The 15,641-nt window shown below is 49.4% G+C and carries 12 protein-coding genes and 1 pseudogene; 6 read left to right on the top strand and 7 right to left on the bottom strand.

Features of this window, described 5'->3' with window-relative positions; genetic code table 11:
• Nucleotides 1–40: 40 nt before the first annotated feature.
• From ppdK to feoB, 4 genes are all read left to right on the top strand, one after another.
• Nucleotides 41–2,827, top strand: a complete 2,787-nt coding sequence (gene ppdK / locus GA003_01995) for a pyruvate, phosphate dikinase (GenBank protein ID QXD28771.1) — start codon at nt 41–43, stop codon at nt 2,825–2,827.
• A 228-nt stretch (nt 2,828–3,055) separates the two neighbouring features.
• Nucleotides 3,056–4,312, top strand: a complete 1,257-nt coding sequence (gene hflX, locus GA003_01990; protein QXD30318.1) for a GTPase HflX — start codon at nt 3,056–3,058, stop codon at nt 4,310–4,312.
• 78 nt (nt 4,313–4,390) lie between these two features.
• Nucleotides 4,391–4,621, top strand: a complete 231-nt coding sequence (locus GA003_01985) for a FeoA domain-containing protein (protein ID QXD30317.1) — start codon at nt 4,391–4,393, stop codon at nt 4,619–4,621.
• An 11-nt stretch (nt 4,622–4,632) separates the two neighbouring features.
• On the top strand, nt 4,633–6,861 hold the full coding sequence (gene feoB / locus GA003_01980; protein QXD28770.1) for a ferrous iron transport protein B: 2,229 nt from the start codon (nt 4,633–4,635) through the stop codon (nt 6,859–6,861).
• Nucleotides 6,862–6,936: 75 nt separating this feature from the next.
• Here the strand turns inward: feoB and rrtA are convergent, their stop codons facing one another.
• From rrtA to GA003_01950, 6 genes are all read right to left on the bottom strand, one after another.
• A complete protein-coding gene (gene rrtA / locus GA003_01975) occupies nt 6,937–7,608 on the bottom strand; it encodes a rhombosortase (protein ID QXD28769.1) in 672 nt (223 codons plus the stop codon).
• Complete coding sequence (locus GA003_01970) at nt 7,589–8,002, bottom strand: hypothetical protein (GenBank protein QXD28768.1); 414 nt, start codon at nt 8,000–8,002, stop codon at nt 7,589–7,591. The genes rrtA and GA003_01970 overlap by 20 nt, the downstream gene beginning before the upstream one ends.
• Nucleotides 8,003–8,017: 15 nt before the next feature.
• A complete protein-coding gene (locus tag GA003_01965; protein ID QXD28767.1) occupies nt 8,018–8,245 on the bottom strand; it encodes a hypothetical protein in 228 nt (75 codons plus the stop codon).
• Nucleotides 8,246–8,578: 333 nt separating this feature from the next.
• Nucleotides 8,579–10,372, bottom strand: a complete 1,794-nt coding sequence (locus GA003_01960) for an amidohydrolase family protein (GenBank protein ID QXD28766.1) — start codon at nt 10,370–10,372, stop codon at nt 8,579–8,581.
• A gap of 5 nt (nt 10,373–10,377) precedes the next feature.
• Nucleotides 10,378–11,988, bottom strand: a complete 1,611-nt coding sequence (locus GA003_01955) for an adenosine deaminase (protein ID QXD28765.1) — start codon at nt 11,986–11,988, stop codon at nt 10,378–10,380.
• Nucleotides 11,989–12,011: 23 nt separating this feature from the next.
• Nucleotides 12,012–13,376 (bottom strand): NCS2 family permease, encoded by a 1,365-nt coding sequence (locus GA003_01950; GenBank protein QXD30316.1) that lies wholly within the window; start codon nt 13,374–13,376, stop codon nt 12,012–12,014.
• 22 nt (nt 13,377–13,398) lie between these two features.
• Between GA003_01950 and GA003_01945 the strand changes: the two genes are divergently transcribed.
• On the top strand, nt 13,399–14,472 hold the full coding sequence (locus GA003_01945; GenBank protein QXD28764.1) for a purine nucleoside permease: 1,074 nt from the start codon (nt 13,399–13,401) through the stop codon (nt 14,470–14,472).
• A 14-nt stretch (nt 14,473–14,486) separates the two neighbouring features.
• A pseudogene (locus GA003_01940) lies at nt 14,487–14,951 on the top strand (nucleoside deaminase).
• Between the two features lie 2 nt (nt 14,952–14,953).
• Here GA003_01940 and GA003_01935 read toward each other — a convergent pair.
• Complete coding sequence (locus tag GA003_01935; GenBank protein ID QXD28763.1) at nt 14,954–15,631, bottom strand: queuosine precursor transporter; 678 nt, start codon at nt 15,629–15,631, stop codon at nt 14,954–14,956.
• Between the last annotated feature and the right edge of the window lie 10 nt (nt 15,632–15,641).

Genomic DNA, 15,641 nt, shown 5'->3' with positions numbered 1-15,641 from the left:
TCTCCGAGAAACGCTTTCAACACTAAAATACATATACGACATGGCTAAAAAAGTCAGTAAGAAGCAAGTTAGAAAACCTAAACGCGCAACCAAAACTGCAAGAAAACCAAAAGCAGCCAAATACGTCTACTCTTGGGGCGGCGGCAAAGCGGATGGTAACGGCTCTATGAAAGCCCTCTTGGGCGGTAAGGGTGCCAACCTAGCAGAGATGGACAGAATAGGTCTCCCTGTCCCTGCCGGATTCACCGTTACGACGGAAGTCTGCACCTCCTACTACGATAACAATCGTCAGTACCCAGCCGGTCTCCAAGACCAGATTGTGCAGGGCATCAAGAAGATTGAGAGAGTCATGGGCACCAAATTTGGTGACTCAAAGAAATTCCCACTTCTAGTAGCAGTTCGTTCAGGAGCACGTGACTCTATGCCGGGTATGATGGATACCATCCTCAACCTGGGCTTGAATGACGAAACCGTTCAGTCACTTGAAAGCGCAACCGGCAACCCACGCTTTGCCTGGGATTGTTACCGTCGCTTCATTCAAATGTATGGTGATGTAGTTATGGGAGTTCAAAAACTTCCAAGCGAAGACCATGATCCATTTGAACTGATCATCGAGCATGCTAAGGCAGACCTTCTCGGAGATGCCGATGCAGAAGACACCGAATTTACAGCTGGTCACCTCAAAGAAGTGATCGCTCGCATGAAGAAGCTCGTAAAGGACCGCACCGGACAAGATTTCCCAAGCGATCCCTGGGAGCAACTTGATGGAGCAGTGAGTGCAGTATTCGGATCCTGGATGAATGACCGTGCGATCGTTTACCGCCGTAAATATAACATCCCTGCCGAATGGGGCACCGCGGTTAACGTCCAAGCGATGGTATTTGGTAACACGGGAGAAGATTCAGGATCAGGAGTATCTTTCACTCGTGACCCTGCTACCGGCGAAAAGGTTCTCTATGGTGAGTTCCTTATGAACGCTCAAGGTGAAGACGTAGTAGCTGGAGTTCGCACTCCTGACGCGGTAGCTGAACTTGAGAAGGTACAGCCTGCTTCTCTGAAAGAATTGAAACGCATCTGCAAAGTGCTCGAAAAGCACTTCAGCGATATGCAGGATTTTGAGTTCACCATCCAGGAAGGCAAGGTCTTCATGCTGCAAACTCGTAACGGTAAGCGCACGGGTGTAGCTGCTGTTCGTATCGCATGTGAAATGGTGAAAGAAAGACTCATCAATTGGAAGACAGCCGTAACTCGCGTTCCTGCTGAACAGCTCGAGCAAGTACTTGCACCGATCTTCGACAGCGCAGCTGTTAAGTCCGCCAAGCAAATTGCGAAGGGACTTCCTGCAGGTCCTGGTGCCGCAACTGGACGCATTTACTTCAATGCTGAAAGAGCAGTTGAAGCAGCTGAAAAAGGACACCGTGTCCTACTCGTTCGCGTTGAAACTTCTCCGGAAGATCTACGCGGAATGATCGCTGCTGACGGTATCCTGACCGCTCGTGGTGGTGTATCTTCACACGCAGCACTCGTTGCCCGCCAAATGGGTAAGATCTGCGTTTGTGGTGCTGCTGAACTTCAAATCGATTATGAAGAGCGCACATTGAAAGTTGGAAAGAGGGTTTATCACGAAGATGACTTCCTATCTATCGATGGAACAGCCGGAACGGTTTACGATGGAGAAGTAAGCACAGCTCCTTCCGAAGTCGTTCAAGGTCTCTTGAAAAACAACAAGAAGGCACAGAAGAGTGGCACCTACCAAAACTACACCAAGCTCATGGGCTGGTGTAAGAAGGTTACTCGTATGAGCGTTCGCACGAATGCGGATACTCCCGAGCAAACCACTCAAGCGATTGCATTCGGCGCTGAAGGGATCGGACTCACCCGCACAGAACACATGTTCTTCGAAGGTGACCGCATCGACGCCATGCGCGAAATGATCCTTGCTGGAAACCTGAAAGCCCGCGAAAAGGCGCTTAAGAAGCTTCTCTCGCACCAGCGCAAGGACTTCTACGGCATCTTCAAGGCACTCAAGGGTTTTCCTGCAACCATCCGCCTCCTGGATCCACCTTTGCACGAGTTCCTACCTCACACTAAGGAGCAGCAACTCGACCTTGCACACAAGCTAGGTATTCCTGTGGAAAAGATCATGACCCGTGTTCACGATCTCCACGAGTTCAACCCAATGCTTGGTTTCCGCGGCTGTCGTCTCGGAGTTCTGTATCCTGAGATCACTCGCATGCAGGCCACTGCGATTCTCGAAGCTGCAGCACAAGCGCAGAAGCGAGGCATCAAGACCAAGCCTGAAATCATGATTCCTCTCGTAGGTTTCAAGAAGGAGCTCGATCTGCAAGTAGCCATCGTTCACGAAGTAGCTGCTGACGTGAAGAAGCGTAAGAAACTACGTAAGCTCGACTATCAAGTTGGAACCATGATCGAAGTACCTCGTGGTGCATTGACCGCCGACGAGATTGCCGAAACCGCTGAGTTCTTCAGCTTCGGAACCAACGACTTGACCCAAACAACCATGGGTATGTCTCGCGACGATTCAGGTTCATTCCTCGGTGCCTACCAGGAAGAAGACATTATGTCGAAGAACCCATTCGCTTCCATCGACGAAACAGGCGTTGGACAGCTTATGGAAATCGCTATTGAGAAGGGCCGCTCCACCAACCCCGATATCAAACTCGGCATCTGCGGTGAACACGGTGGTGATCCTGACTCGGTTGCATTCTGCCACAGAGTTGGTCTGGCTTATGTATCCTGCTCGCCTTACCGCGTGCCGGTTGCTCGCCTTGCCGCTGCTCAGGCTGCACTCGAAGACGAAACTTAATCGCAAGCGTCTCAATTTCAAAAAGCCCTTCCCAATTCGGGGAGGGCTTTTTTCTTTACGCCTTTGACTCTAACATCCATTTCATACGACTCATAACGGCACTGCGAGGACGCAGTTTCCCTACCGACTTTTCCAAAGATGGTAGGGCCATCGCATCCCTGCGATGCCACCGGATGACTCACTAGATTCCTTATAAGTCAGATGTTTGACGTTAGAGAAAAGCCCAAGATGGTAGAGCGCACGCTGTTGATCGGTGTGCGCATCTCTGGCAAGACGGAAGACAACACCGACAATCTGCTGATAGAATTGGCCGACCTGGTAAACACCTTGGAGATCGGCGTTATGGAATCCATGGTTATTACTATCAGGAAGCCACATCCTCATTTCTTTATCGGGAAGGGTAAAGCCTACGAGATCATGGAGCACTGCAAGGAACAGGGTTACGATTGTATCGTGTTCGACGACGCATTGACGCCTGCTCAGCAACGCAATTGGGAAAGAGAATCCAAGCTCTGCGTCATTGATCGACAGGAGGTCATTCTGGATATTTTTGCCAATCGCGCTCAAACCAAGGAAGCCGTTCTTCAGGTTGGGTTAGCAAGAATGGTTTACAGCCTCCCTCGCCTCACACGCGCCTGGACTCACTTAAGCAGACAACGTGGTGGTGGTACCAATATGCGTGGTCAGGGTGAGACGCAGTTGGAGGCCGATCACCGAATTGTTCGTGATAGAATCGCGACTTTGAAAAAGAAACTCGTTGTCGTGCGTGCCCAGCGGGAGACGCAAAGGAAGCGGCGAATGAAAAAGCCAGTCCCATCAGCCGCTATCGTCGGCTACACAAACGCCGGCAAATCTTCGCTTCTCAATTTGATCACAGGAGCCAACATTTTAGCGGAGGACAAACTTTTCGCCACCCTTGATCCGACTACGCGACAGGTCATTTTACCCTCGGGTTTAAAGCTCCTCCTCACAGACACGGTTGGATTTGTCCGTAAACTTCCTCACAATCTGGTCGAGGCGTTCAAAGCGACACTCGAGGAAGCGGTTGTCGCAGACTTTCTAATCCATGTCCTGGATGTATCCAGCCCAGAAGTAGAGAAACACGCAGAAACCACTCTCGAAGTTCTCAAGGAATTAGGGGCCGACGAAAAACGAATACTGACTGTTTTCAACAAGGTCGACATCTGCGACGACTCCTTCGCTCTCCAACGACTGCAGGCACAATTTCCGGATGCGGAATTCATTAGCGTCATAGAGAACAAAGGAATCGAACAACTGATTCGCCGCATGGATGAAGTTTTAGAAACCGATTCCACGTTTGGTGAATATCTATTCCCCTTTGATCGATACGACTTGATCTCCCAACTACACCAAGCTGGTTGCGTGAAGGAAGAAACAACCCGGGACGACGGCATCTACATTAGCGGGTTCATCTCCCCTGCCCTGGAACCGCGTGTCTTAGAGTTTAAACTGAACGGGAAATAAGTAAAATCTGGCTCTTTTAATTATTTCTTTCGGTCGTTCTTGACAAAACTTCATTCTTGAGAGTCATTCTCAACTAGAATTGTGACTAATTTACTTTCATTAAAGATAGGTCAATCTGCACGCGTTACCCAAATCCGTGCCATAAACCATATTGACCAACGCATCCTGTCTCTAGGAATCGGGGCAGACGTGGTCGTGAAAGTGTGTAAAGTGGCTCCACTCGGCGATCCAATTGCGGTGGAAGTAGACGGCGCCCAGATCATCCTGCGCAAATCTGAAGCGCAGGGAATCCTGGTCGAACCAGTATAAGTTAATCCGCCATGGTATCCGCCGTCTCTCCAGCGCCTGAGCGCACCGTCCGCATCGCCCTTATCGGCAACCCAAACACGGGGAAGAGCACCATTTTTAATAACCTGACCGGGCTTCGCCAGCGAACCGGGAACTATCCCGGCGTAACCGTAAGCCGAAAAGCCGGGACCATGAAGCTAGGCGGCAGCAACGCAGAGCTTATTGATTTACCCGGCACTTACAGCCTGTCGGCCCATTCACCCGATGAACGCGTCGTTATTGACGTCCTCAACGGCCGTTTCACGGAGATAGGCAAGCCAGACATCATACTCTTCGTCGCTGACGCGGCCAATCTTCGCCGCAACCTTTTTCTGGCTTCCCAAATTGCCACCTTAAAGATCCCCATGGTCATGATCCTGAACCAATGGGATTCCGTCGCACCCTCGGGACAACAGATAGATCTAAATCTTTTAAAGGGTCGCCTGAAAGTTCCAGTCATTCCAACCATTGGAACGAAAAACAAAGGCACCCAGGAGATCATCGAAGCAGTCGAATCACTTCTGGAAGAACCACAATTTCTTCCCGAAATTCATTGGCCAAAATCCATGGCATCGGCAGTGGATCATTTAAAAGCCACTTTGCCCTGTGTTGAAAACGAGTTACTTAGCGAAAGCGAAACCCATCGCCTACTCTTTGACACTCACTCAGCGGAAGTCAGTCGACTCAAAGTAAGCGCAGAGGAAGCTAGAAAAGAAGTTAAGACGGCACGTGAGTTTCTTCGCAAAGACGGGATGAACCCGTTGGTCGCTGAAGCCATGCTACACTATCGTCATATCGATGGACTGATCGGTGGCGTTGTATTGAAGGACGCACAACTCGCTCATGGAGCAACCGAATCGATCGACCGTCTGCTCCTACACAGAGGCTGGGGATTAGCTGCATTCGTAGGCATGATGTATGTGGTCTTCCAGGCCGTATATTCCTGGGCAGGTCCTGTGATGGACATCATCGAAATGGGAAAAGTCTGGGCCCAGGATCTCATCGGCCCTGTGCTTGCAGGAACCCCGATGCTACAAAGCCTGGTGCTGGATGGCGTCATTGAAGGCGTCGGTGCTTTCCTGGTATTTCTTCCCCAGATCCTCATCCTGTTCGCTTTCATTTCCCTTCTCGAAGATAGCGGCTACATGGCACGTGCTGCTTTCATCATGGACAAGCTATTTAGCTGGTGCGGCCTCAATGGAAAAAGCTTTGTCCCTCTCCTTTCGAGCTATGCCTGCGCTATTCCAGGTATCATGGCGACCCGCACGATCGAGGATCCGAAGTCGCGCTTGGCAACCGTGTTCGTTGCACCCTTCATGAGCTGCTCTGCCCGTTTGCCCGTTTATATCCTTTGTATAGGAGCATTCATCGAGCCGGTCTATGGTCCATGGTGGGCAGGTTTCACCCTTTTCGCCATGCACTTTCTTGGGCTGGCAGTAGCGGTCCCAACGGCTTGGGTGGTAACACGTTTTGTTTTAAAAACAAAGTCCCAGCCATTCGTCATGGAGCTGCCCAAATACCGGACCCCTCGCATGAAGGACGTATTATTTCGCATGTGGCAGGCAGGTTGGGAGTTTATCCAAAAGGCAGGCACCATTATTTTCCTGATCACCATCATTATCTGGGCCAGTCTTTACTTCCCCCGTTCCGACGACAAAGCAGCAGATTTTCAAGCTAGTTTTGTAGCAGAAAAGGTGACTGAAGGAATCGGTAATGAAGCACAGATACTCGCCCTTCTAGAGGATGCCGATTCGGAGCTGTCTCATGAGTTCAATCTGTTCCTGGGTAGTTCACAAATCAACCAGAGCTACATGGGCCATATCGGAAAAGCGATCCAACCTATTTTCGAACCAGCAGGATTCGACTGGAGAATCTCCATCAGCGTCCTGGCCAGTTATCCCGCTCGTGAGGTCATCATCTCAACCCTAGGTATTATCTATAGTTTGGGTGGCGATGTAGACGAAGAAGACGGAAGCCTACGCGCCGCTTTAAAAAACAGCGAGTGGCAAGAAGGTGAACGATCCGGCACCCCCATCTACACGGTTCCAGTCGTAATCGGACTTATGGTATTTTTCGCCCTTTGCTCCCAGTGCGGAGCGACCACCTCCATCATCGTAAAGGAAGCCGGATGGAAATGGGCTATTATTTCATTCGTCTATATGACAGCCCTTGCCTGGTTTGGCGCGGTGCTCTGTTATCAAGTCGGAACCCATCTCTTTTAGCGATGCTCACCTGGGATGCCATTATAGTTAGCTTGTTAGTATTAGGCGCCGCCGCGTACCTGGGAAGGCACTACTTCAAGAAATGGAAGTCTCCGAAAGCTTGCGGTTCCGGAAGCTGTGGCTGCAGCCAGCCAAATTCCAAACTGTTTCCCAAAAAGAAATCGTTTTAAAAAGCGCCACCGCAACCAGGACTCCCAAGAGGTGAGAAAGCGGACTGGCTTCGATCCCTTCTCCAAAGTGAGAGACGAATAAGGCACCTCCCCAAACAGTCTCCATCACCGGCTTTAAAACACTCGTGACGAAGGCGAATCCCCACACAAGCATCAACGCGCTTTTCTTTCTTAAACGGCAGTAGCTCATCGCTTGCAAACAGATCGCTGTAAACAAACTCATATCCAGCGCACTTAGCCCTCGATAGAAGTTCATGTCGGGTTGCAGAATTAACAAAGCCAGTGAAATGGTCAACGGAGCCAATACCAGAACGACTACCCATAAGCTTCTTCGCACCCATTCAACGAAAAGACCACAGGCGAAAAAAACAGCCACATCCCACAAAAGATGCGCGGAATTCCAATGGACGAAGTGTCCGGTAAACAAGCGCCAGTACTCTTCTCCAAGAATTTGCTCCCGGTCATACTGAAACGCTGTTACAAGCGATTCGGGGAACAAAACCAAAAAGCAGGCAGCTACCCCGATAACTCCACTTATCCAGGGTAGCTGCTTTGATTTATCTACGACCTTTGACATTATCAGAGCTGTCAGTTGTCACACTGCCATGAACAAAATCGATGATCGGAATCGCGTTGAATAAGTTGATTCCAAAGTAGCCACGGCGTTCACGTGTATTGCGATCCTGCTTTACCTCCATCGAGTGACTGGAACGCGGAACGGAACAAGAAGGAGTAGGAACAGTTGCACGAGGTGCAACGCTTCTCACCGGCTCGTCCGCGAGCTTAACATTCCAAAATTGTTCAATAGTATTATCCAGAGAAGACCTCTGTTGAACCAAAGGCGGATTACTCAATCCACGATCTGTCCAACTGAAACGGTCCATCCTATTGGTCGCATTGGCGACATTGATTAAGCCAATTAACGCGATAACGATACAGGCTTTCTTCATTAGATTATTATATCTTTTCATGCTCCTTAATCCTTTCTATTTATTTGCACCCCGTTTAATTGTGACGTCATCAACCCAGAAGCTCCCAGGCTTAAGAACGTTGAGCTCAAAACGGATTTGTTTAAACTCATGGGGCACCGTGTATTTATATGTATAGCGTTTCCAATTTGAGATGCGCTCATTGGAGCGAATGATTGTATCCATCCGACCATCAAAGGCAGACACAGCTCCACAGTTCACAAGAAACTCAGCCCCATCATTCATAACCCAAAATTCAATCGTGTAGGTCTCACCAGGAATTGCATCCCACTGTTGACTGAATCCAGGGGAATGCCATCCGATTACTCATGGCCAGGAAACTTCCGCGAGTTGGAGCAATGTGTCCGCAATGTTATGGTGCATGGAGAATACCAATCCCAACAAACCAGGTCGGCATCAAATGAAGCGCCAAGTTATGTTGAGACTCCCACATTAAATCAGTGGATCCAGACACTCGTTAACCGCGAGTACGCTAAAACCCCCAATTTGGCTCAAGTAGCAGAACGTCTTCAAGTAGACCGACGAACAGTGAAGAAGTATTTAAATCTTAAACACCACCTAGAGTGATTTAAACAACGGTTCGATTTCCATTTCAGGGACTTTGACTAAACCTTTGTCTGTGAGTCGTATTTCCGGAATAACCGATAGCGGCAATAAGTTGAAGCCCATGTAAGGCAACGTACAACCGGCAGCGACCCAGGCTTCCTTCACCTTGGAGGCGGCCTCCGCCACATCCGGCGCTCGAAGGTCAGAAATCAACCCGGCAATCGGCAAAGGGATAAAGGCATCCACTTTCCCACCCTGCACAACTACGACCCCACCATGGGAGTTGCGAATCGTTTCAACAGCAAGAGACATGGAAGCTTCATCGTGACCAGCGACAATAACATTGTGCGCATCATGCCCGACACTACTGGCCACAGCCCCTTCTCGCAGACCAAAATTCTGCAAAAAACCATAAGCGATATTACCTTCAACACCATAGCGCTCGATAACCGCCATGTGACAGCAATCATTATCTTTAACGAATGCCCCCCAATCAGTGGAGCCGCCGTCCAAATTAGCTTTTCTGTGAAGGGTTACGATACCGGGTAACTCCGTTCTTAATACGGTTACCTCGGTGGCGACTTCTGGAACGTCCGGAATTAACTTGGGCTCAGCAGGCATATTGACTGTTTGGTATGCCTTTTTCGGATATTGGTAACGATGATTACTCAATTGCTCATCTAAAACGGCAGTCACCTTGCTATCCTCAACAGCCAGCTCTCCTCCATACCAAGTATTGATTACTTTCAGATCATCGTTCAGCAAAACCATATCCGCTCGCCGCCCATGACCTAGTGCACCAAAATCACCATCCATGGAATAACGAGTCGCCGGGTGCAGTGACCCCATCGACCATGCCGTGGGGATATCGATCCCAGCTTTGATGGCTTCGGTAACGACCCAGTCCATACCAAAGGTAAACAGATCATCCGCATCCCGGTCATCGGTGCACACGCAAACCCGTTTAGTGCTAGCTCCAAGCTCGGTCACTGCCTTGATAGCCTCAGGTAAACTGTGCCAAGGTGTGGTTGGAGGTCCACCGCGCAGGAATACCCAAATGCCCGCTTCTAGAAAATCATCTGCGATATCGCGATCAATGGCTTCGTGCGTATCCGTCACTCCACTCGCGGCATAGGCAGCGACAAATTCGCGCCCATAAATATGCCCGCTGACGGGTCTACCTCGCTTCAAAGCTTCCTGAATCACACCATGTGAGCGATCGTCCCCGAAACATACAGGCACAAAGTCCATCTTTTCACCTAGCGCTACAATCTCGGGCCAGGCATCGAACATGGCCCCCGCTTTATGGGGAGTCAGATCCCCGCCGCAGGTTTCCATTTCAGCGCTGGTAGCAGGAATGGTACTAGGCAAAGTTAGGAAAATATTTAAGGGAGCAACTCGAGCATCCTCCAGCATCCATTCAATGCCTTCGGTATCACTCACATTGCCAATCTCGTGGCTATCGCAAAAGATGGTCGTCGTTCCGTTCAGCAAGGCAGATTCTGCATAAGCACAAGCCGTCATCATACTACTTTCGATATGGATGTGTGGATCCACCAACCCGGGAGCAAGAATGCCACCGGCCACGTCGACTTTCCTGGCAGCACCTTGATGACTACCCGCAGGCTTGACGGCAGCTATGCGTCCATTGGAAATCCAAACTTCCTTTTCCGACAACATCCGTTCGGTATAGGTGGACAGGATACGGGCACCGGTCACAACCAGATCAGGTTCGATGGTACCCGAAGCGACCCCGGCCAGTGTTTGAGTTAAGGAATGAAGCGGAGCGACGCTAAATCGATTCATGAGTATTAGCTAAGATTGAGATTCAGGTAAGTTTTTCCGTAGTCATACGTGACGGCTTGGCTCGATCGAGCGACCGACTTCCAGCCATCATTCTCGAGTTTGTTTTGGAATACCATGACATCAGCGTAATATTCCGACAGAAGCCTCGCCTTTGTTTGATCATCCAGGAATGAGTGCTTCAGACTGTTTTCTCCAAGAGCAATCATCTCCTTCCAGGTCAGATTGAAACGACTAACTGCGACAAAATACTCATCCGTCATATTAGAATGCCACATGCCACGATCGTCCGTATTCAAACAGCAAGGAATTCCCTGCCGCATGTAGATTGGAAATGGATGCTGATCCAAATCAGGAGTATACCCGAGCAGGTGATTACTGATTAGATTGATTTCGATAAGGAAATTTTCACCTCGCATCATCTGCATGGTCGGAGGATCTCGAAACAGATTGATACCGTGACCAATACGAGTCGCTCCCAGGCGAAGGGTATCAAATATGTGCGTATCTTTTTTCTCAGCTTCACCGGCATGAATAGAGATACCCACACCGGGGAATTTCCTAATCATGCGATCAAATACATCCGTGAACTTACTGGGGTAGCCACGGTTATCATCCTCTCGACCGGCCATATTAATTCCGAGCCACAGCTCAGGATGATTGTAGGTGTATTCGAAATACTCCTCAACTCCCTGAATCGCATCTGGAGAAAAGCGCAACACAATCGTTTGAAAGCGCACGAGGACACCCGTCGCCTTTGCATCGGGCTGATCAAAACGGTCCAGCCACATCTTCGTAGCCTCATCCATGGAGATTACATTCCCCTGGGCATCATACCAACCGCGAAAGCGTGATTGAATCTCCAAGTAACGCACACCTTCAGCACCAAACCGTTTCATGTTCTCCACGGTCAGTTCCATCATCACCTCAATCGAGACCAAGACATCACCCAGGCGATTCCAGATGTATTCAAAGAATTCATCACGACCTTCTCCTTCGTGATCAAGGAACATGGCATTCATCCAAGCTCGCTTTTCTTTGTCATTAAGATCTGCCAAAGGCTTAAAGTCATTTTGCAGAGAAGCCGTCAGCTTTTCATAGGAATGCCCTGCGATGGTTACCCACCCAGCTATGCTCCTTGAGTCTGTATGGTGCCCCACTTCAGCGAGATTCAAAGTCGATATGCGCACGCGCGTATAAAACGTCTGCCCACCATTTCGCTTGGAGTCAGTGGCAATATCCCAAATCATTTCCGGCAACATACCACCACCCAGGTGATGATGAATATCTCCGCCTTTGGGCAATGCATAGAGCACTCGGTAAAGATCCTCGGCTGATGCTTCCTCTTTCACCTTTTTCCAGGCAGCCTCGATCCCATCTGAGTACTGTAATCTGGCAGAAACGTTTCTACGCCTACCTTCAATTGCCATTCCTGAGGATGGTGATTGGGACGTCTCCTGTGCAGTCGCTCCACGAGACCCTGCGAATAAACTACCCCCTAATGCGGCAAGAAAGCCATGCCCGAGGAATCGCCGGCGACTGGAAGATATCTGATCCTTGTTTCCGGATACTTTCTTATTTTCCCCGAAAATCCTTTGTTTCAATTTTTCTAATATCATTCGTATAAGTATCCAAATTTTCATTACTTCAATCCGTAATACACCAGGAACAAGGCCGCTACCAGATAGCTGAATATCGGCACCTCTTTCATACGGTTGAGTAATATCATGACAAAAACAAATACTACCAGTCCGATTCCGATTCCTTCCGTAATACTAAAGGTGAGAGGAATCATCAGCATGGTGATAAATGCCGGCGCCACTTCGGACAGATCGTCAAAGTTCAATTCCTTGAGCCCTTGAGCCATAAACACACCAACCATGACCAGAGCGGGCGCGGTCGCTACTGCAGGGACAATGGTTAGTATCGGAGTGAATATTAGCGCCAAAAGAAAACAGATTCCACAAGCGACCGATGTCAGCCCTGTTTTTCCACCCGACTCGATGCCCACTGCAGATTCTACATAGGACGTAGTGGTGGATGTGCCAAGTAACGCGCCGCCCATAGTCGCAATCGAATCGGCTGTGAGCGCTTTCCCCATATTAGGCATATTTCCGTTTTCATCAACCAACTTTGCCCTGCGCGACAATCCCACGAGCGTACCAATACTATCAAATAGATCCAGGATGAGCAGGGTCAGAATGACCGGTAAGGCCTCTTTCCAGAATTGAAAAGGATACCAGAAGTTGAGCTGCAAGAATGTCTCTCCAATGCCCGCGGGAGCGGAGACCACGCCGGAGGGTGTCGGCGTTATGGGCGAGCCACCGCTGCTGAGGAAAAAACCAAGAAATGTAATACCTAAAATTGAAAACAGGATTGCACCAGGGATTTTCTTTATCGAAAGCACCGTCATCAAAATAACCCCTACAACAACCAGGATTGATGCGGGCGACTTTAAACTACCTACTGCGACCAAAGTGGCGTCATTATTCACCACAATGCCCACATTCTTGAGTCCGATAAAGGCAATGAAGAATCCAATCCCTACCTGAATCCCCACTTTCATCCCATTGGGCAACGATTCGGCTATTTTCTTTCGCAACCCGGTAACAGAGAGGATCAAGAATATAACTCCATTCCAGAAAGTCATAGCCAACGCCGCCTGCCAGGGGACTTTCATACCGATACAGATGACAAAGGTAAAATAAGCGTTTGTCCCCATCCCAGGCGCAAGGGCTATGGGGTAGTTGGTCATCCAGGCCATCAGAAAACAGCCAAATGCGGCTGCAACCGCTGTTACCGTGATAAGCGCTTCTTGCGGCATTCCCGTTTTTGCCAGCATCGAAGGATTCACCACAAGGATGTAAGACATAGCCGCAAAGGTAGCGATTCCAGCGAGGAGTTCTTTGCGAACAGTGCTACCTTGAGAACTAATGTTAAAGAGTTGATCGAGCAATTTCACAATTAGATTAGAGCAAATAAAATGCCGGGGTTGCAAGAGCGGCATGGAATCTGCCAATATTCTTCTCATGCGTCCTATTTTATGCTTATGCCTGCTGCTATCAGCATTGGCTTATTCTGCTTGTTCAAAATCATCCACCCAAGATGCTCCCATCCCCATCAAGGTGGTTGTCGTAGCCATGTTTGAAATCGGCGATGTCGAAGGGGACCGACCAGGAGAATTTCAATACTGGGTAGAAAGACTGCCGCTCAGTGAAACCATCGACTTCCCGCAAGGCTACTCTCCGCTCCGTTACAATGCGGATAAAGGAATACTAGGAGTCACGACCGGCATAGGAACTCAATTTTCGACGGCCACCATCATGGGGCTCGGCATGGATCCACGATTCGACCTATCCAATGCGTATTGGTTGGTTGCGGGCATCGCTGGTGGAGATCCAGAAGACACCTCGCCAGCGGATACCGTATGGACCGATTGGGCCATTGATGGTGATATCGGTCACGAGATTGATCCGCGTGAAGCGCCTGAAGACTGGCCGACCGGATACATACCGTTCCGAAATAAATCTCCCTACCAAATGCCGTTGCCCGCCGAAGATCAGCATTGGGGTGTTCGCTATAAACTGAATGCAGGACTCCTCAACTGGGCCTATGAGCTGACCAAAGATATTGAGCTAACCACCAGTGAGGGAGCAGAAAACCTGAGACTTAAGTTCAAGGATTTCGAAGGTGCCCAACACCCACCACGCGTTCGTGTGGGTGCCCAACTGGCAGCAGCTACTTACTGGCATGGAGCACTGATGAACGATTGGGCCAACGGCTGGGTGGATTACTGGACCGAGGGTGAAGGAGATTACTTTACATCCGCCATGGAAGATACGGGAACCTTGCAGTCACTTACCCGACTCGATAAAGCAGGCAAAGCAGACCTGGAGCGAGTCATGGTTCTACGCGGTGTTACTAATTACACACGTCCCATCGACAGCGTTTCTGCCTACGAAAGCTTGAAAGGCGAAACCGTAGGGCACTACTCCGCTTACATGCCTACGATGGAAAACGTATTTCGAACCGGTAATCCGATCGTCGAAGAACTAGTAGAGAATTGGGACACCTACAAAGATTCGGTTCCTTCAGGGAATTAAGTTACGACCACACGATGACCCACGATCAAATGCTCGCTCATCTAAGAGCGGCCAACCAAGAGGCTTTAAAGGCACTGCAAGAAGGCCATATGCCGTTTGGGGCACTCCTCATTGCACCCGATCACGAAACAGTCCTTCTCCGTCAGGGAAACATAGATACCGTTCGTCACGCTGAAAACGAGTTAGCTCGACGCGCTTCTAAACTCTACAATGAAGACTACCTATGGAATTGCACCTTGGTGACTACAATCGAACCCTGCGCTATGTGCGCGGCTACGCAATACTGAGCGAATATTGGAAACTTGGTTTATGGAGTGTCAGAGGATGACTTGAGAGCAATGACAGGTAACCATCCCGAAAATCCTACCATGAGCCTTCCCTGTCGCACGGTATTTCAGTCAGGCCAAAAAGAGGTTCAAATCCATGGTCCTTTTGAGGCACTGAAAACCGCTATTTTAGAACCCCACAAATCCTGCTGAAACTAATTAGTTTCGGTCTCCAGATCTCCTTTTGAAGTCCAATTTCCGGTAATCCAATATACGACCAAATAAACGATAGGAGTATCGATCAACGCCACCAACAGTTTCAACAGGTAACTGCCAAAAATCAATTTGGGTAGCACGTCATTCGGAATGACTCCATAGAATGCGATTACGAAAAAGATGGACGTATCCATGAGCTGGGAACCAAGAGTCGATACATTGTTTCGGAGCCATAAAAAACGAGGGCCCGTCTTTTTCTTCACCCACTCAAAAACATAAACGTCCCACAACTGGGCACAGACCGACGCAATAAGCGAACCTGCTACAATACGAGGAGCTCCACTGAAGAGTGCACGGTAAGCTTCATTATGCTCCCAGCCAGTAGCCGGAGGCAATTTCACTCCAATATATAAAAGGATAGTGGCTAGAATGTATACCGCGGTGCCGACATAAACCATCATCCGGGCCCGCTTCGCACCCCACACTTCCGCCACTGCATCGGTGCAGGGAAATGTGAAGGCATGAGCAAAGCTACCAAATCCAAATGCCAGCACTCCTAGGCCCAGCCAGGACAGATCCAACGGGACCAACTTCACCGTTAATACCTGCAACATTCCCCAAAAGCCTACATAGAGGCCAAAGAGGACTAAGAACTTCTGCTCTTTAGGGTCTTTCAATAAAAGTGAA

It is taken from the genome of Opitutia bacterium ISCC 52, assembly GCA_014529675.2.
In the GTDB taxonomy this organism is placed as follows: Bacteria; Verrucomicrobiota; Verrucomicrobiia; order Opitutales; family UBA2995; genus UBA2995.
This window is presented reverse-complemented; position numbering and strand designations above follow the sequence as displayed.